General features: G+C 71.2%; 15 protein-coding genes. 9 read left to right on the plus strand and 6 right to left on the minus strand.

The window, feature by feature from the left end:
- The coding region (locus VQ03_RS18325) for a glycosyltransferase (protein WP_048452335.1) at positions 1–276 on the plus strand (276 nt) is incomplete at its 5' end.
- Between the two features lie 177 nt (positions 277–453).
- The gene (locus VQ03_RS18330) at positions 454–1986 is read left to right on the plus strand and encodes an undecaprenyl-phosphate glucose phosphotransferase (protein ID WP_048452336.1); all 1533 of its coding nucleotides are present in this window, start codon (positions 454–456) and stop codon (positions 1984–1986) included.
- A gap of 68 nt (positions 1987–2054) precedes the next feature.
- On the opposite strand, the gene VQ03_RS18335 is transcribed toward VQ03_RS18330, so the two are convergent.
- Both VQ03_RS18335 and VQ03_RS18340 read right to left on the minus strand, forming a co-directional pair.
- On the minus strand, positions 2055–3872 hold the full coding sequence (locus VQ03_RS18335; RefSeq protein WP_053078648.1) for a hypothetical protein: 1818 nt from the start codon (positions 3870–3872) through the stop codon (positions 2055–2057).
- Positions 3873–3919: 47 nt separating this feature from the next.
- Positions 3920–4246 carry a HesB/IscA family protein gene (locus tag VQ03_RS18340; RefSeq protein ID WP_048452337.1) on the minus strand — a complete coding sequence of 109 codons (327 nt, stop codon included), beginning with the start codon at positions 4244–4246 and terminating at the stop codon, positions 3920–3922.
- 109 nt (positions 4247–4355) lie between these two features.
- Between VQ03_RS18340 and VQ03_RS18345 the strand changes: the two genes are divergently transcribed.
- Positions 4356–5612: a deoxyguanosinetriphosphate triphosphohydrolase gene (locus VQ03_RS18345; RefSeq protein ID WP_048452338.1), complete on the plus strand. Its 1257-nt coding sequence runs from the start codon at positions 4356–4358 to the stop codon at positions 5610–5612.
- 10 nt (positions 5613–5622) lie between these two features.
- Here VQ03_RS18345 and VQ03_RS18350 read toward each other — a convergent pair whose 3' ends face one another.
- On the minus strand, positions 5623–6045 hold the full coding sequence (locus VQ03_RS18350; protein WP_048452339.1) for a GNAT family acetyltransferase: 423 nt from the start codon (positions 6043–6045) through the stop codon (positions 5623–5625).
- Positions 6046–6323: 278 nt separating this feature from the next.
- Here VQ03_RS18350 and VQ03_RS18355 point away from each other — a divergent pair, with 278 nt between their 5' ends.
- Positions 6324–6857, plus strand: a complete 534-nt coding sequence (locus VQ03_RS18355) for a DUF3060 domain-containing protein (RefSeq protein WP_048452340.1) — start codon at positions 6324–6326, stop codon at positions 6855–6857.
- A 12-nt stretch (positions 6858–6869) separates the two neighbouring features.
- Here the strand turns inward: VQ03_RS18355 and VQ03_RS18360 are convergent, their stop codons facing one another.
- Positions 6870–7790: a LysR family transcriptional regulator gene (locus VQ03_RS18360; protein WP_048452341.1), complete on the minus strand. Its 921-nt coding sequence runs from the start codon at positions 7788–7790 to the stop codon at positions 6870–6872.
- Positions 7791–7884: 94 nt separating this feature from the next.
- On the opposite strand from VQ03_RS18360, the gene VQ03_RS18365 reads away from it, so the two are divergent.
- A complete protein-coding gene (locus VQ03_RS18365) occupies positions 7885–9384 on the plus strand; it encodes a CoA-acylating methylmalonate-semialdehyde dehydrogenase (RefSeq protein WP_048452342.1) in 1500 nt (499 codons plus the stop codon).
- A 363-nt stretch (positions 9385–9747) separates the two neighbouring features.
- Complete coding sequence (locus tag VQ03_RS18370; protein ID WP_048452343.1) at positions 9748–10890, plus strand: acyl-CoA dehydrogenase family protein; 1143 nt, start codon at positions 9748–9750, stop codon at positions 10888–10890.
- A 42-nt stretch (positions 10891–10932) separates the two neighbouring features.
- Here VQ03_RS18370 and VQ03_RS18375 read toward each other — a convergent pair whose 3' ends face one another.
- A complete protein-coding gene (locus tag VQ03_RS18375) occupies positions 10933–11325 on the minus strand; it encodes a helix-turn-helix domain-containing protein (protein ID WP_425350078.1) in 393 nt (130 codons plus the stop codon).
- The gene (locus VQ03_RS18380) at positions 11288–11587 is read right to left on the minus strand and encodes a BrnT family toxin (RefSeq protein ID WP_048452345.1); all 300 of its coding nucleotides are present in this window, start codon (positions 11585–11587) and stop codon (positions 11288–11290) included. The genes VQ03_RS18375 and VQ03_RS18380 overlap by 38 nt, the downstream gene beginning before the upstream one ends.
- A gap of 59 nt (positions 11588–11646) precedes the next feature.
- On the opposite strand from VQ03_RS18380, the gene mmsB reads away from it, so the two are divergent.
- The 3 genes from mmsB to VQ03_RS18395 all read left to right on the plus strand — a co-directional run bounded on the left by mmsB (position 11647) and on the right by VQ03_RS18395 (position 15691).
- Positions 11647–12534: a 3-hydroxyisobutyrate dehydrogenase gene (gene mmsB / locus VQ03_RS18385; protein ID WP_048452346.1), complete on the plus strand. Its 888-nt coding sequence runs from the start codon at positions 11647–11649 to the stop codon at positions 12532–12534.
- A gap of 380 nt (positions 12535–12914) precedes the next feature.
- Positions 12915–15332 carry a PAS domain-containing sensor histidine kinase gene (locus VQ03_RS31090; protein ID WP_053078649.1) on the plus strand — a complete coding sequence of 806 codons (2418 nt, stop codon included), beginning with the start codon at positions 12915–12917 and terminating at the stop codon, positions 15330–15332.
- Positions 15329–15691, plus strand: a complete 363-nt coding sequence (locus tag VQ03_RS18395) for a response regulator (RefSeq protein ID WP_157064159.1) — start codon at positions 15329–15331, stop codon at positions 15689–15691. Before VQ03_RS31090 ends, VQ03_RS18395 begins: the two co-directional genes overlap by 4 nt.
- The last annotated feature ends 72 nt before the right edge of the window (positions 15692–15763 follow it).

Below are 15763 nucleotides of genomic sequence, written 5' to 3' on the forward strand. Positions count from 1 at the left end.
CTGGAGGCGGCGGCCGCCGCCCAGCCCCTGGTCTCGACGGATGTCGGGGGCATCCCGGAGATCTTCGGGCCCGCCGCCCCGACCCTGGTGCCGCCGCGGGACGCCACCGCCCTGGCCCGGGCGATCCTGAGCAAGATCGACCAGGATCCGGAACAGCGCGCCGGCGAGGCCGCGGCGCTCAGCGCCTTCGTCCGCTGCCGCTTCTCGATGAACAAGATGGCCGAGGACGGGCTCGCCGGCTACGCCGCCGCGCGGGCCCACCGTGCGGGCGGCTGACGCGTCGGAGGCCCGTCACGCGAACGGCCGGGGCGACCCATCCGGATCCCGACGATTTTCGACGAACCCGTCGCGGTCGCCTTAAGCCTTCCGTCAGGCCTTCACGGCAGGTTCGCAATTCTAACCCCCGGTCGATGCGGGGTTTTCTCCGCCGCGACCGAGACCGGAAGCCGCAGCATGAGTGCGTTCGACGTCCGCGACATCCTCAAGACCGTGGCGGCCGACCAGGCCGCGCCCGCGGGCCGTCTGCCGGACCGCGAGGCCGTGCCGCCCGCCGAGACGATGGCTCCGGTGCGGTCGGACCCGGCGGTCTCGCCGGTGGTCTTCACCGGCTGCGTCCGGGCGTTCGAGTTCTGCCTCGTGGCCCTCGCCGGGCTGTGCGCCCAGCGCTGGCTGCTCGCCGGCGTGGTCCCGCTCCATCTCGGCTACGTCGCGGCCATCCTCGGCCTCGCCGGTCTCACCGTGCTGGTGCTGCAGGCGCTCGGCGCCTACGGCATCCGGGCGTTCCGGGCCTTCTTCAGCGTCGGCGCGCGGGTCGTGCTCGGCTGGTCGCTGGTGATGCTGCTCGCCGCCACGGCCTTGTTCCTCGCCAAGCTCGGCGACCACTACTCGCGGCTCTGGCTGGTGAGCGTCTATGGCGGCGGCCTGGCGCTGCTGGTGACGGGGCGCCTCGTCCTGTCGCTGGTGGTCAGCGCCCAGACGCGCCGCGGCCGCTTCGACCGGCGCGTGGCCATCGTGGGTGGGGGCGAGCCGGCCGAGGCGCTGATCCGGGCGATCGAGGCGCAGGGCGATTCCGGCCTCAAGGTGGTCGGCCTGTTCGACGACCGCAACGACGGCCGCTCGGCCGACGTCGTCGCCGGCTATCCCAAGCTCGGCAATGTCAGCGACCTCGTCACCTTCGCCCGCTGCACCAAGGTCGACCTGATCGTGTTCACCCTGCCGATCTCGGCCGAAGCGCGCATCCTGCAGATGCTGGCCAAGCTCTGGGTGCTGCCGGTCGATATCCGCCTCTCGGCCCATGCCTCGAAGCTGAGGCTTCGCCCGCGCAGCTATTCCTATCTCGGCTCGGTGCCGGTGCTCGACGTGTTCGACCGTCCGATCGCCGACTGGGATGTGGTGGTGAAGGGCGTGTTCGACCGCGTGGTCGGCGCCCTGCTGCTGCTGCTGCTCTCCCCCGTGATGCTGGCGGTGGGGCTTGCCGTGAAGCTCACCTCGCCGGGCCCGGTCTTCTTCCGGCAGAAGCGCCACGGCTTCAACAACGAGGTGATCGAGGTCTACAAGTTCCGCTCGATGTATACCGACCAGTGCGACTACAGTGCCGCCAAGGTCGTCACCAAGGGCGATCCGCGGGTGACCCCGGTCGGCCGCTTCCTCCGCAAGAGCTCGCTCGACGAGCTGCCCCAGCTCATCAACGTGGTGAAGGGCGACCTGTCCCTGGTGGGGCCGCGCCCGCACGCCCTGCAGGCCAAGGCCGCCAACACCCTCTACGACCAGGTCGTCGACGGCTACTTCGCGCGCCACAAGGTCAAGCCGGGGATGACCGGCTGGGCCCAGATCAACGGCTGGCGCGGCGAGACCGATACCAGCGAGAAGATCCAGCGCCGCGTCGAGCACGACCTGTACTACATCGAGAACTGGTCGGTGTTCTTCGACCTGCAGATCCTGGCGATGACCCCGCTGGCCCTGTTCAAGACCGAGAACGCGTATTGAGAGAGGGCAAGGGGAGGGCGGCCTTGCCGCGCTCTCCCCCGACAGGCCCTCACGCGATCCGCGGATCGTCACTCCGCCGTGGCGTTCACCGTCAGGCGGTCGAAGATCTTGCCCGGGCTCGGGGCGGTGCTGAAATCCATGAGGCCGAGACCGGCCGGATCCTTGGCGGCGGCGCTGACCGAGAGGCGGCCGGGCTTCACCACGAAGCGGGACACGGCCTGGCCGAGCGCCTTGGCGGAGGGCGAGCCGCCGAGCACGGCGGGGATCCCCAGCATCGCGGCGGTGCCATATTCGCGCTGCAGCTCCTCGGGCTTGAGGCTCTGGGCCTTGGCCTGCTGGTCGACGAAGCGCTGGAACAGCCCGCCATTCTCCAGGGTGAGGGCCAGGGACTTGGCGCTGGCACCGAGCAGCGCCAGGGAGGAGACCATCGGCTCGGGGTCGAACACCTCCTTGCCGATGCCGCCGATCGTGCCGGTGATCCGGGCGGTGCCCATATCCTTGCCGGTGAGCGTCACGTCCCGGAGCGTCACCTCCCGGGCGGCCTCGTCCCAGCGGGCATCGACCTGGCCGGACAGGTCGAGGGCGGTGTAGCCGAGGCCGGACAGGTCGGCGAGGACCGGTGCCGTGCTGTCGGGCGGGACCGCGCAGGTGAGGCCGTCGAAGGTCAGGCGCGAGGCGGTCGGCACGCCGTCACGCGGCTCGCTCATGGCGAGGGCGCCGCTGCGCAGGGCGAAGCGCAGGGGCCCCGAGGCGTTCAGCGGATCCTGCGGCGAGGCCTGCGCCGGCAGATCGACATCGAGGTTGTCCAGGGCGATCTGCCCCAGAGCCGGGGCGTAGCGGCGCATCTCGGCCTGATCGAGCGGGCCGGCGGCGGCGCGGCGCAGGCCTTCCAGCACCGGCTTGAGCGACAGGCCCGACAGGGTCAGCCCCTTCAGGGCGACGCGGCCGGCCGGGGCCTCGACCGCCAGGCCTTCGGCCTTCACCCGGCCTGCGCCCTCGACCTGGCCGGTGCCGTAGGTCAGGCGGGCGAGGCTCGCCTGGACCGGGCTCGGCTTCGGTCCGCCGCCCGGCGCCGCGAAGGTGATGCCGCTGATCTCGAGGCCGCCGATGTCGATCCCGTCGAGCAGGTCGGCGGCGAGGCCCGACAGGCGCGACCGCTCCGGACCCTCCGGCTTGGCGTTGCCGGCCCCCTCCGCGAGGGCCCGGACCGATTCGCCCCACGGGATCGTGGTCGGCCGGCCGGAGAGGTCGCGGGCGTCGATGCGGGCGATGCGGAGGGCCGCCCCGTCGGGGCCGGTGAGCGCGATGTCCTCGGCGGTCACCCCGCCATAGACCCGGATCGGCGCGGCATTGGGGCCGCCGGGCTCGGTGAACAGGCGCGCGAGGCCCGGAAGGTCGACCTCGCGGGCGCTCAGGCGGCCATAGGCGCCGGCCGCGTCGGGGCCCGGCCCCTCGACCGTCAGGGTGGCGCCGCCGGCCTCCAGCGTGCCGATCCGGCCCGCCGCCACGTCCCGGGCGACGACGTCGTGATAGACCGCGACCTGCACGCGCCCGCCGGCCGGCTGCTCGACCCGCAGCACCGGGATCACGATCTCGCGGGCGGAGAGCTTGTCGAGCCGGGTCCGCCAGGGGGCGGGACCGGCCGGATCCAGGATCGCCCGCGCCTCGTCCCGCGACAGGGCGGTGCCGCGCAGCTCGAGCTTCGGCGCCTTCAGGGTGACGGGGCCCAGGGGCAGCACCACCTCGTCGAGGGCGACCGACGCGTCCTGCGCCAGCGCCGGGCCGGCGAGCCACGGCATCGTCGCCGGCAGGGCGGCAGCCAGCGTGGCGCAGGCGACGGCGCCGAGCGCGGCCCGGGCCACGCCCGTTGTCAGAGAGCGGGTCATGGCGGAACGTCCCGGAGGGTTGGCAGGCGAAAGGTCGGCAGGCGAGGTTACAGCGAGAACGAGGTGCCGCAGCCGCAGGAGGCCGTGGCCTGCGGGTTCTCGATCTTGAACGACTGGCCGATCAGGTCGTTGACGAAGTCGATCGTCGCGCCCTCCATGTACGGGAGGGAGGTCGGGTCGACCAGCACCGTGGCGCCGTCCCGCTCCACCGCCAGGTCGTCGGCGGCGCGGTCCTTCGCGATGTCGAAGGCGTACTGGAACCCGGAGCAGCCGCCGCCATTCACGCTGATGCGCAGCATCGAGCCGGGGGGCTCGGCGCCCATGATCTCGTTGATGCGGCGGGCGGCGCGGGACGTCAGGGTGATCGGGGTCATCGACGGCTTCTCGGGTGGGGGTCCGACGTGCGATGGCAACATAAGAAGTGACGCCGTGCACCGCAACAGCGGGGCAGGGCCGGTCTGGGCGCCGAGCGCGGCGCTCGGGATGGCGGATGGGGGCTGGAACGTGAGACGGACAGGCGAGCGCTGGCGGGCCCCCTACGGCAGCGATCCGTTCGCGTCGCGCGGGCGGCTGATCCCGGAAAGCCCCTCGCCGACCCGCACCGACTTCCAGCGCGACCGCGACCGGATCGTGCATTCGGCCGCCTTCCGGCGGCTCAAGCACAAGACCCAGGTCTTCGTCCACCACGAGGGCGACCATTACCGCACCCGCCTGACCCATACCCTGGAGGTGAGCCAGATCGCCCGGGCGCTCGCCCGGGCGCTCGGCCTCGACGAGGACCTGGCCGAGGCCCTGGCGCTGGCCCACGACCTCGGCCACACCCCCTTCGGCCATACCGGCGAGGACGCGTTGCACGCCTGCATGGCCGAGCATGGCGGCTTCGACCACAACGCCCAGGCCCTGCGGCTGGTGACCCGTCTGGAGCGTCGCTACGCCACCTTCGACGGTCTCAACCTGACCTGGGAGACCCTGGAGGGGCTGGTCAAGCATAACGGGCCGCTCCTGACCCGGGACGGCCGGCCGACGCCGCATTACGCCGCGAGCGGCATCCCGGTGGCGATCACCGAGTACAACGCCGTCAACGACCTGGAGCTGGCGACCCTTGCCGGCCCCGAGGCCCAGGTGGCGGCCCTCGCCGACGACATCGCCTACGACGCCCACGACCTCGACGACGGGTTGCGCGCCGACCTCTTCCGCCTCGACGACCTGGCGGAGGTGCCGTTCCTCGCCGGGCTCCTCGACGAGATCCGCCGCACCTATCCGGGCCTGGAGCGCTCGCGGGTGGTGCACGAGCTCGCCCGCCGGGTCATCACCCGCTTCGTCGAGGACGTGATCGTCGAGGCCGAGCGGCGCCTCTCCGCCTTGCAACCCGCGGACGCCGTCGCGATCCGCCACGCATCGGCCCCGGTGGTGGCGTTCTCCGCGGCGATGGCGGCGGCCGACCGCGACATCAAGACCTTCCTGTTCGCCCGGATGTACCGGCATCCCGGCGTGATGGCGGTGCGCCGGCGCGCCGCCTCGATCGTCGAGGACCTGTTCGCCACCTTCCGGCGCGATCCCACCCGGATGCCCGAGGAGTGGAGCGCCGGCCTCTCCGGCTCCGACGACCCGCGCACCCCCCGCCGCGTCGCCGACTTCATCGCCGGCATGACCGACAACTACGCGGTGAGCCAGCACCGCCGGCTGTTTCCCGAGACGCCGGACCTGCACTGGGTGATCTGGCCGGGGTTGGAGGGGTAGGGGGAGTCGATCAACCCTTCGCGATCACCTTCTGCAAGCACACCGCATGGGTGTCGCGGTATCCCAGGTGATCGTAGAACCCGAGCACGCCCGCATTCTCCCGGCGCACCAGCAGCTGCACCTTCCACACGCCCCGCGCCGCCAGCCAGGCCTCGCCCGCCTCGACCATGAGCCGCCCGAGCCCGCTGCCCTGGTGCCCGGGCGCCACCGCCACGTAGTAGAGCCAGCCCCGGTGCCCGTCCTCGCCGGCCATCGCGCTGGCGACGACGCGGCCATCCAGCTCCGCCACCAGCACGGTGCCGTGCGGCTCGCGCCGGGCGAAGGCGATGTCGGTGGCCGGATCGTTCCAGGGCCGCGCCACCCCGGCTTCGTGCCACAGGGCGATCACCGCCGGCACGTCGGCCTCCTCGATCTCGCGGATCGTCGGACTCATGGTCGGGTTCTCGTCTCCGGTGCCGGCTTGCCGGGCGCGGCCCGGCGATCGAGGCGCTACACCATCGCAGGAGCGACCGGAATGCCCCGGCCGGTCGACCTCTCGATCGGGACCGACGTTCCGGCGGACCTGCCCTCCCGGTGCCCGACCGTCGACACGCGGCCCCCGGGCCTGACGCAGCGGATCGGACCGCCCGCCTCGCCGTCGACGCCCGCGATTTGACCGCTCACGGCCGATTTGCTTGTCTCCGGGTTCCTTCAACGACCACGGACGAGCCGATGATCCGTCTCCTGCCCCTCGCCCTCGCGGCTGTCCTGGCGCAAGCCGGCCTCGCACGGGCCGATGCCCTGACGATCGAGGGCGTCGCGATCAGCCGCGACGTGGAATGCGAGGGGAAGGACGTCGGGATCTACGGTGCGCAGAACGAGATCGCGCTCACCGGCCGGTGCGGTACCATCACCGTGCACGGCTCGGGCCACACGGTCAGATTCGAGGAGGGGGCGGGCCTCGCGGTTTCCGGCATCGACAACAGGGTGACGGGCGGCCGGGCCCGGGAGATCGCCGTGAGCGTGACCCAGAATACTGTCACGGCGACGCTCGTGGGTGGGGAGAGTCCGGGCCGGCTGACGACATCGGGCTCCGACAACCGGGTCTCCCTCGTCCTGGCCGGTCCGACGCAGCTTCGCGTGGCCGGCGCCGACCACAAGATAGAATGGGTCCGCGGCGAGGGCGCCCCCAGCCCCGAGGTGACGGCCTCGGGCGTCAAGAACGTCATCAAGGGCAAGCCGGAGGCGGCACGCCCGGCTCCGTGAGCCGCGACCGCCTCAGCCTCCCGGCGCGAACAGGTCGCGCTCCGCCTCGACAACCGCGTAGATGTGCTCGGCCACGGCGCGGATGCGGGCGAGGTCGCGGCTGTCGGCGTGCATCATCAGCCAGAAGCTGCGGATGAGCGACACCTCGTCCGGCAGCACGCAGGCGAGGTCTCGGCGCCGGGAGGCCATGAAGCAGGGCAGCACCGCAATCCCCAACCCCGCCACCGTCGCCTGGAGCTGGGCGTTGAGGTTGGCGCTGCGAAGCCTCGCGCTCGCCCCGGGCGCGACCTGGTGCAGGTAGTCGAGTTCCGGCGAGTAGAGCAGTTCGTCGATGTAGCCGATGAAGCGGTGGCCTTCGAGGTCGCGGCGCGTCCGGATCGGCGGGTGCTCCGCCAGGTAGGCGGGGGCGGCGTAGAGCTTGAGCGCGTAGTCGGTGAGCTTGCGCCCGACGATCCGCCCCTCCGGCGGCAGGCTCAGCCCGATGGCGATGTCGGCCTCGCGCTTCGACAGGCTGAACAGCCGCGCGGTCGCCACCAGCTCGATGTCGAGGTCGGGATGGCGCTCGATCAGCGCCGTCAGGCGGGGCGCCAGGAAGGCGCTGCCGAAGCCGTCCGGCGCGCCGATCCGCACCGTGCCGACGAGCCGCGAGGCCGCGCGGCCGATCGCCGCCTCGCCGTGGATGATCGCCGACTCGACCGCGTCGGCGGTCGCGACCAGGGCGAGTCCCGCTTGCGTCGCGGTGTAGCCGGAGGCGCGGCGGTGGAAGAGTTTTTCGCTTAAGCGCCGCTCCAGCCGGTCGATCCGCCGGATCACCGTGGCGTGGTCGACCCCGAGCCGGCGCGCCGCCGCCGAGACCGTGCCGGCCCGGTGCACCGCCAGCACGAAGCGGTAATCGTCCCAGACGTCACTTTTGGGCCCGTCCCGTTCCCGCATCCGCGCACACCCGTTCCGCTCTCCCGCCCCTTCCGCTATGTGGATCGCCAGGGCAAGGTGGCCCCAACACACGATCGATCCAGGGAGGATCCTCATGGCGCGCGAAGTCGGGCACTTCATCGGCGGCGAGCACGTTCCCGGCCGCTCGGGCCGCTATTCCGACATCTACCAGCCGATGACCGGCGAGGTGATCGGGCGCCTGGCGCTGGCGAGCCAGGCCGAGATGCGAAGTGCCATCGAGAACGCCGCCAAGGCGCAAGTGGCGTGGGCCGCCACCAACCCGCAGCGCCGCGCGCGGGTGATGATGCGCTTCCTCGACCTCGTCGCGCGCGAGATGGACAGCCTCGCCGACCTGCTCGCCCGCGAGCACGGCAAGACCATTCCCGACGCCAAGGGCGACATCCAGCGCGGCGTCGAGGTGGTGGAGTTCGCCTGCGGCATCCCGCATCTCCAGAAGGGCGAGTATACGGAAGGCGCCGGCCCCGGCATCGACATCTACTCGATGCGCCAGCCGCTCGGCGTGGTCGCCGGCATCACGCCGTTCAACTTCCCCGCCATGATCCCGATGTGGAAGTTCGCCCCGGCCATCGCCTGCGGCAACGCCTTCATCCTCAAGCCCTCGGAGCGCGATCCGGGCGTGCCGATGCGCCTCGCCGAGCTGATGATCGAGGCAGGACTTCCGGCCGGCATCCTCAACGTCGTCAACGGCGACAAGGAGGCGGTGGACGCGATCCTCGACGACGACATCATCCAGGCGGTCGGCTTCGTCGGCTCCTCCGACATCGCCCAGTACGTCTATGCAAGGGCGACCGCGAGCGGCAAGCGCGCCCAGTGCTTCGGCGGCGCCAAGAACCACATGATCATCATGCCGGACGCCGACATGGACCAGGCCGTCGACGCCCTGATGGGCGCCGGCTTCGGCTCGGCCGGCGAGCGCTGCATGGCGGTGTCGGTGGCGGTGCCGGTCGGCGAGAAGACCGCCGACGCGCTGATGAGCAAGCTGATCCCGCGGGTCGAGAGCCTGAAGATCGGCCCCTCCACCGATCCGAGCGCCGATTACGGCCCGCTCGTGACGAAGGCCGCGCTGGAGCGGGTGCGCAACTACGTGGAGATCGGCGTGAACGAGGGCGCCAAGCTCGCGGTCGACGGCCGGGCCTTCAAGATGCAGGGCTACGAGAACGGCTTCTACATGGGTGGCTGCCTGTTCGACCACGTGACGCCGGAGATGCGGATCTACAAGGAAGAGATCTTCGGCCCCGTGCTGTCGGTGGTGCGGGCCAAGGACTATGCCGAGGCGCTGCGGCTCCCCAACGAGCACGAATACGGCAACGGCGTCGCGATCTTCACCCGCGACGGCGACGCGGCCCGCGACTTCGCCGCCAAGGTGCAGGTCGGCATGGTCGGCATCAACGTGCCGATCCCGGTGCCGCTGGCCTACTACACCTTCGGCGGCTGGAAGCGCTCGGGCTTCGGCGACCTCAACCAGCACGGCCCGGACGCGGTGCGCTTCTACACCAAGACCAAGACGGTCACCCAGCGCTGGCCGTCGGGGGTGAAGGAAGGCGCGCAGTTCTCGATGCCGGTGATGCAGTAAGCGAGTCGGGCCACGCGGGCGCCATTCGGCGCCCGCAAAGGACGCGGGTTTTCCCTTCCCCAACGGAACTCGGGCTTGCCCGAGTTCCGCATCCCTGTGCCCAAGTCGGGCAAGCCCGACTTGGGTCGGGGGAGGGTAGCGAGCGGAGCGAGCCGGGAGAGGGGACGCCGCTTCCGGAAATGACGGAACCGTTCTGACGGGCGCTCCCTGGATCAGCGTCGCGCTGCCCCTCTCCCGCCCGGCGCACGAGTGCTTCGCACTCGCAGCCGTGCGCCCTCCCCCGCAGAGGGGGGAGGCGAAATCGTCGCCTTTTCCGGCTCCGGGCAGAGATAAAAATCGACACAGAACGGGAGGAACCGCCACATGACCCTGTTCACCCTCCCCGAGGACCAGATCGCCATTCGCGACATGGCGCGCAGCTTCGCGGCCGAGCGGATCGCGCCGCATGCCCTCGACTGGGACGAGCGCAAGCATTTCCCCCTCGACGTGCTGCGCGAGGCGGCGCAGCTCGGCATGGGCGGCATCTACATCTCGGAAGACCATGGCGGCTCCGGGCTGACCCGGCTCGACGCCGCCCTGATCTTCGAGGCCCTGAGCCTCGGCTGCCCGACGGTGGCGGCCTTCCTGTCGATCCACAACATGGCCGCCTGGATGATCGACAAGTTCGGCTCCACGGCCCAGCGCGAGCGCTTCCTGCCGCCGCTCTGCCGCATGGACGATGTCGCGGCCTATTGCCTGACGGAGCCCGGCTCGGGCTCCGACGCCGCGGCCTTGCGCACCGCCGCCCGCCGCGAGGGCGACCATTACGTCCTCAACGGCGCCAAGCAGTTCATCTCGGGGGCCGGCGCGGCCGATCTCTACGTCACCATGGTCCGCACCGGCGAGGCGGGCCCGAAGGGCATCTCGACCCTGGTGGTGCCGTCCGACGCGCCGGGCCTGTCCTTCGGGCCGAACGAGCGCAAGATGGGCTGGAACGCCCAGCCGACCCGGGCGGTGATCTTCGAGGAATGCCGCGTCCCGGTGGAGAACCGCCTCGGCGAGGAGGGGATCGGCTTTCGCATCGCCATGGCGGGGCTCGATGGCGGCCGGCTCAACATCGGCGCCTGCTCGCTGGGCGGCGCGCAAGCCGCCCTCGACAAGAGCCTCGCCTACATGGCCGAGCGCAAGGCCTTCGGGAAGCGCCTCGACGAATTCCAGGCGCTGCAATTCCGCCTCGCCGACATGGCGACGGAACTGGAGGCCGCCCGCGCGCTCCTCTACGGCGCCGCCGCCGCCCTCGACCGGAAGGATCCCGACGCCACCCAGCGCTCCGCCATGGCCAAGCGATTCGCGACCGATACCGGCTTCCGGGTCGCCAACGAGGCGCTGCAGCTTCACGGCGGCTACGGCTACCTGTCGGAATATGGCATCGAGAAGATCGTTCGCGACCTGCGGGTGCACCAGATCCTGGAGGGCACCAACGAGATCATGCGGGTGATCGTGGCGCGGGGCCTGGTGGGGAACTGAGACTTGGGGAACTGAGACGTGGGGAACTGAGACTTGGCCGCGTCACGCCGGGTGCGCCGCGAGGGCCCGACGGACCCCCTCGGGATCGTGCGCGATGACCGTGAGATATGCCTGGGCGGGCTGGTCGGGGACGGAGCGGCCCTGCTCCCAGTCCTGCACGGTATCGAGCGGGATGTGATAGCGCGCGGCGAATTCTTCCTGGGTCAGCGCGAGGGCCCGCCGCAAGGTTCGGATGCGAGGCAGGCGTCGGGCGCTGGCAAGGCCGTCCGGAGTGGTCGGGCGCGAATCCGGATCGGCCGCTGCAGCGACTGCGACCTCCTCGTCGGTCATCGAGCGCAGCGGAGCGGGCGCGAAAGCCGTCTCGCTTCCATCCGGCTGGCACCGCACGACGGTGCCGTCAGGACGAATTCTCGCGGAAATAATGCTCTCGCTCATGTCGCTCTGCCCGTCGCGCGGAGATCAAGCGGATCTCCTCACCCCGCTCCGTATAGGTCACGAACAGGATGACGCCGTCACACATGCCGAGCATGTTGATGCGCTCCTCTCCATAAGCTTCCCTGTCGTCGATCTGCTCGACGGCGAAGGGGTCGCGAAATGCTTTGGTGGCGGTCTCGAATGCGACGCCGTGACGGCGCAGATTCGAAGCCGCCTTCCGCTCATCCCAGGTGAATTCACTCCAGGTGAATTCACTCGCCATGGATGTACGGATTCCCCGCAACCGGTTCAACCAACCATAGGGCAACGAGGAAAACAATGATGACGCAGATCGCCTTCCTGGGCCTCGGCAACATGGGCGGCCCGATGGCCGCCAACCTCGTCGCGGCGGGCCACGTGGTGACGGGCTTCGACCTGATGCCGGAGGCGCTCGAGGCCGCCCGCGTGGCCGGGATCGCGGTGGCGGAGAGCGCCCAAGCCGCCGTGAAGGGAGCCGAGGTGGTGGTCACCATGTTGCCGGCCGGCAAGCACGTGCTCTCGGTCTACGACGCGGTGCTGCCGCACGTGGCCGCGGGCGCCCTGCTGATCGACTGCTCGACCATCGACGTCGCCAGCGCCCGGGCGGCGCATGACAAGGCGAAGGCCTGCGGTCTCGCGAGCCTCGACGCCCCGGTCTCCGGCGGGGTCGGCGGCGCCAAGGCCGCGACCCTGACCTTCATGGCCGGTGGCGCGCCGGAGGCGTTCGCCCGGGCCGAGCCGATCCTCGCGAAGATGGGCCGCAAGGTGGTGCATTGCGGCGAGGCGGGTGCCGGCCAGGCGGCCAAGATCTGCAACAACATGATCCTCGGCATCTCGATGATCGGCGTCGCCGAGGCCTTCGTGCTGGCGGAGAAGCTCGGCCTGTCGCATCAGGCCCTGTTCGACGTCGCCTCGACCTCGTCGGGCCAGTGCTGGTCGCTGACCACCTATTGCCCGGTCCCCGGCCCGGTGCCGGCCTCGCCGGCGAACAACGACTACAAGCCCGGCTTCGCCGCCGCCTTGATGCTGAAGGATCTGCGCCTCGCCCAGGAGGCTGCCGCAAGTGCCGGGGCGGCGACCCCGCTCGGCGCCCAGGCCGAGGCGATCTACGCCGCGTTCGAGGCGGCCGGGCAGGGCGGCACCGACTTCTCCGGCATCGTCCGGCACCTGCGGGAGGCGGGACGGGACTAAGCAGGGTTGCATGGCGCAACTCTGCTCGGGTTCCTGGTCTCGCATCGATGTCGCCGCCGGACCGGCGACCGCTTCAGTACCGGCCGTTCGCGGCCGGCGCACCGGAAGATGCCGGGCGGACGCATCGACGGATCGTCGCCGGCGCCAGGCCCGTGGGGCAGACGGCCCTGGGATAGACTTAACAGAGGACAGAGATCCTATCTTGCTTTCGGTATAGGGCTGGTCCCACAGAGTCGGGCGAAAGCGCGTCGATGTGTGGAGACGAACGGGGGCCGCCCACCGATTGGCGTTCTGAGACTTGGCTTTGCCATGCCGGGCCAGCCGGCGCATCGCCTGTCCGCGACCGTCCCCGCGAGGCGTGGCCCTTCGGCGCCGGGGAGATGGCGGGACGGATCCGCGCCCATGATTGGTCGAGCACGCCGCTCGGTGCCCGTGAATCGTGGTCGGACCGCCTCACGCTGATGGTCGAGCAGGTGCTCGCCAATCCCCTCGTCGCGACGCTTGCCTGCGGCCCCGCGCACGTCCTGATCTACAACGACGCCGCGTCCCGCCTCTACGGCGACCGGCACCCCTCCGCCCTGGGCCGCCCGCTTCCGGACAGCTTTCCGGAGGGCTGGGCCACCGTCGCCCCCTACTACGCGCGCGCCCTCGCCGGCGAGACCGTGCGCGTGGTCGGGCAGCCGCTCGATACCCGTGGCGAGGGAGCGGCGACCGAGGTCTTCGACGCCTTGCTCGTGCCGGTCCGGGAGGCGGATGGCCGGGTCGCCCACGTTCACATGACCGGCATCGAGATCGCCGGCGGCCTGCGCTCCGAGGTGAGGCGCCGCGAGAGCGAGGCGCTGCTGGCCGCCGCCTTCGAGAGCGTGCCGGCCGGGGTCGCCGCCATCGATACCGGGGGACGGGTCGTCCTCGCCAACGCCGAGTTCCGCCGCTTCCTGCCGACGGGCGTGATCCCGTCGCGCGATCCCGAGCGGGGGTCCCGCTGGCGGGCCTGGACGGGGCAGGGCGACAGGCTCGACCCGTGCGACTATCCCGGCGCGCGCGCCCTGCGCGGGGAGCGGGCGATCCCGGGACAGGACATGCTCTATACCGACGACGACGGTCGCGAGATCTGGACCAACGTCGTGGCGGTCCCGACCTTCGGCCGAGCCGGCCAGGTGAACGGCCTCGTCAGCGTGATCAGCGACATCGACGAGCGCAAGCGGAGCGCCGAGGCGCTCCGGCAGGGCGAGGCCTGGCTGGTCGGGCAGAAGGAGGCGTTCCAGGCCGCGATGAACGGCGCGCCGCTCGAGGCCTCGCTGGACATCCTGATCCGCACCGCCATCGAGCAGGCGGGCGACGGACGCCGTTGCGCCTTCTACATCGCCGATCTCGAGGGCAAGGCGCTGCGGCACGTGGTCGGCATGCCGGAGGCCTATGCCTTGTGCGTGGACGACTTCGCGATCTCGCCCGAGTCGCTGGCCTGCGGCCTCGCGGTGGCCCGGGGAGAGCCGGTGATCACCCCCGACGTCGCGGACGAGCCGCGCTGGGCGCCGTGGCTGCGGATGGCGCGGGACGTCGATGACCGCGGCTGCTGGTCGTTCCCGGTCGAGACGACGGCGGGCAAGCTCGTCGGCAGCTTCGCCATGTATTTCCGCGAGCCGCGCCAGCCGACCCGGCGCGACCGCGACATGGCCGCGGCCCTGACCCAGACCGCAGCGATCATCATCTCGCACCATCACGAGACCGAGGAACGCGCCCAGGCCGAGCAAGCCCTGCGCGCGAGCGAGGAGCGCCTGATCGGGTTCGGCGAGGCCTCCTCGGACGTGCTCTGGATCCGCCATGCCGAGACGCTGCAATGGGTCTACCTCACCCCCGCCTTCGAGGCGATCTACGGGCTCGGCCGCGAGGCGGCGTTGCGCGGCGACAACATGGCGGGCTGGCTCAACCTGATCCTGCCCGAGGACCGCGAGCACGCCCTTGCCAACATCCGGCGGGTGCTCGGGGGCGAGCGCGTCGATTTCGAGTACCGTATCCGGCGGCCCGGTGACGGCGCGGTGCGCCGCCTGCGCAACACCGACTTTCCCATGCGCGACGCCACGGGCGCGGTGCGCTGGCTCGGCGGCGTCGGCCGCGACATCACGGAGGAGCGCGAAACCGCCGAGCGCATGGAGGTGCTGGTCGCCGAGTTGCAGCACCGCACCCGCAACCTCCTCGGGGTCGTCAAGTCGCTCTTCCAGGAGACGATGCGCAGGAGTGACACGCTCGCCACCTTCAACGAGCGGTTCGGCGAGCGGCTGGACGCGCTCGCCCGGGTCAACGCCCTGCTCGCCCGCTCGGGCCAGCCGGGCATCACGATCGGCGAGCTGGTCCACGCCGCGCTGGACGCCCTCGGCGGGGGCACGATCGGGGAGCGCATCCGTCTCGAAGGCCCGGAGGTGAAGCTGCGCAGCTCGGTCGTCCAGACCCTGGCGCTGGCTCTGCACGAACTGGCCACCAACGCCCGCAAGTACGGCGCCCTCGCGACGGAGCGGGGACGCCTCGCGGTGACCTGGTCGGTGCGCGAGGCGGAGGAAGGGGCGCGGCTGGTCGTGGACTGGACCGAGCGCGGAGGCCCCCCGCTCGAGAGCCGGACCGAGCCGGGCGGCTACGGCCGGGAATTGATCGAGCAGGCGCTGCCCTACGCGCTCAAGGCCCGGACGCACTACACGCTGGGCGAGACCGGCGTGCATTGCTCCATCGACCTGCCGCTCGCCAAGGTGCCAATCGCCAAGATGTCACTCGCCGAGCGGCCGCCACGAGAGGGAGGGCGATCATGACCGTGCCGCAGACGCTGCCGGGCTACAGGGTGCTGCTGGTGGAGGACGAGTACTTCATCGCCATGGAATTGGCCGACCTGTTCCGGCGCCGCGGGGCCGACGTGGTCGGGCCGGTGCCGAGCGTCGACGAGGCGCTCGATCTCATCGCGGCCAATGCGCGGCTCGACGGCGCGGTGCTCGACATCAACCTGCACGGCGAGATGGCCTACCCGGTCGCCGACATGCTGGTGGCGCGCAAGGTCCCGTTCGTGTTCGCCACCGGCTACGACCGCGAGACGCTGCCGCCGCGCTTCGCCCAGGCCCGCTTCTGCAACAAGCCGGTGGTGGTGGAGCAGGTCGTGCAGGCGTTGCTCGGTTGAGCGACGCGCCTCCGCTCGGCGGCGTATCGACGGCAAAAACGGCCGCCGGGCATGTGCCCGGCGGCCGTCGAG

This window comes from Methylobacterium tarhaniae (genome assembly GCF_001043955.1).
GTDB lineage: Bacteria > Pseudomonadota > Alphaproteobacteria > Rhizobiales > Beijerinckiaceae > Methylobacterium > Methylobacterium tarhaniae.

Bases quoted from the DNA above. Each gene is read 5' to 3' on its own strand.
- VQ03_RS18375 (WP_425350078.1), bottom strand. From the start codon at position 11,325: ATGAGCGAGAGCATTATTTCCGCGAGAATTCGTCCTGACGGCACCGTC.
- VQ03_RS18380 (WP_048452345.1), bottom strand. From the start codon at position 11,587: ATGGCGAGTGAATTCACCTGGAGTGAATTCACCTGGGATGAGCGGAAG.
- mmsB (WP_048452346.1), top strand. From the start codon at position 11,647: ATGACGCAGATCGCCTTCCTGGGCCTCGGCAACATGGGCGGCCCGATG.
- VQ03_RS18350 (WP_048452339.1), bottom strand. From the start codon at position 6,045: ATGAGTCCGACGATCCGCGAGATCGAGGAGGCCGACGTGCCGGCGGTG.
- VQ03_RS18345 (WP_048452338.1), top strand. From the start codon at position 4,356: ATGGCGGATGGGGGCTGGAACGTGAGACGGACAGGCGAGCGCTGGCGG.
- VQ03_RS18370 (WP_048452343.1), top strand. From the start codon at position 9,748: ATGACCCTGTTCACCCTCCCCGAGGACCAGATCGCCATTCGCGACATG.
- VQ03_RS18340 (WP_048452337.1), bottom strand. From the start codon at position 4,246: ATGACCCCGATCACCCTGACGTCCCGCGCCGCCCGCCGCATCAACGAG.
- VQ03_RS18335 (WP_053078648.1), bottom strand. From the start codon at position 3,872: ATGACCCGCTCTCTGACAACGGGCGTGGCCCGGGCCGCGCTCGGCGCC.
- VQ03_RS18360 (WP_048452341.1), bottom strand. From the start codon at position 7,790: ATGCGGGAACGGGACGGGCCCAAAAGTGACGTCTGGGACGATTACCGC.
- VQ03_RS18395 (WP_157064159.1), top strand. From the start codon at position 15,329: ATGACCGTGCCGCAGACGCTGCCGGGCTACAGGGTGCTGCTGGTGGAG.
- VQ03_RS18330 (WP_048452336.1), top strand. From the start codon at position 454: ATGAGTGCGTTCGACGTCCGCGACATCCTCAAGACCGTGGCGGCCGAC.
- VQ03_RS31090 (WP_053078649.1), top strand. From the start codon at position 12,915: ATGGCGGGACGGATCCGCGCCCATGATTGGTCGAGCACGCCGCTCGGT.
- VQ03_RS18365 (WP_048452342.1), top strand. From the start codon at position 7,885: ATGGCGCGCGAAGTCGGGCACTTCATCGGCGGCGAGCACGTTCCCGGC.
- VQ03_RS18355 (WP_048452340.1), top strand. From the start codon at position 6,324: ATGATCCGTCTCCTGCCCCTCGCCCTCGCGGCTGTCCTGGCGCAAGCC.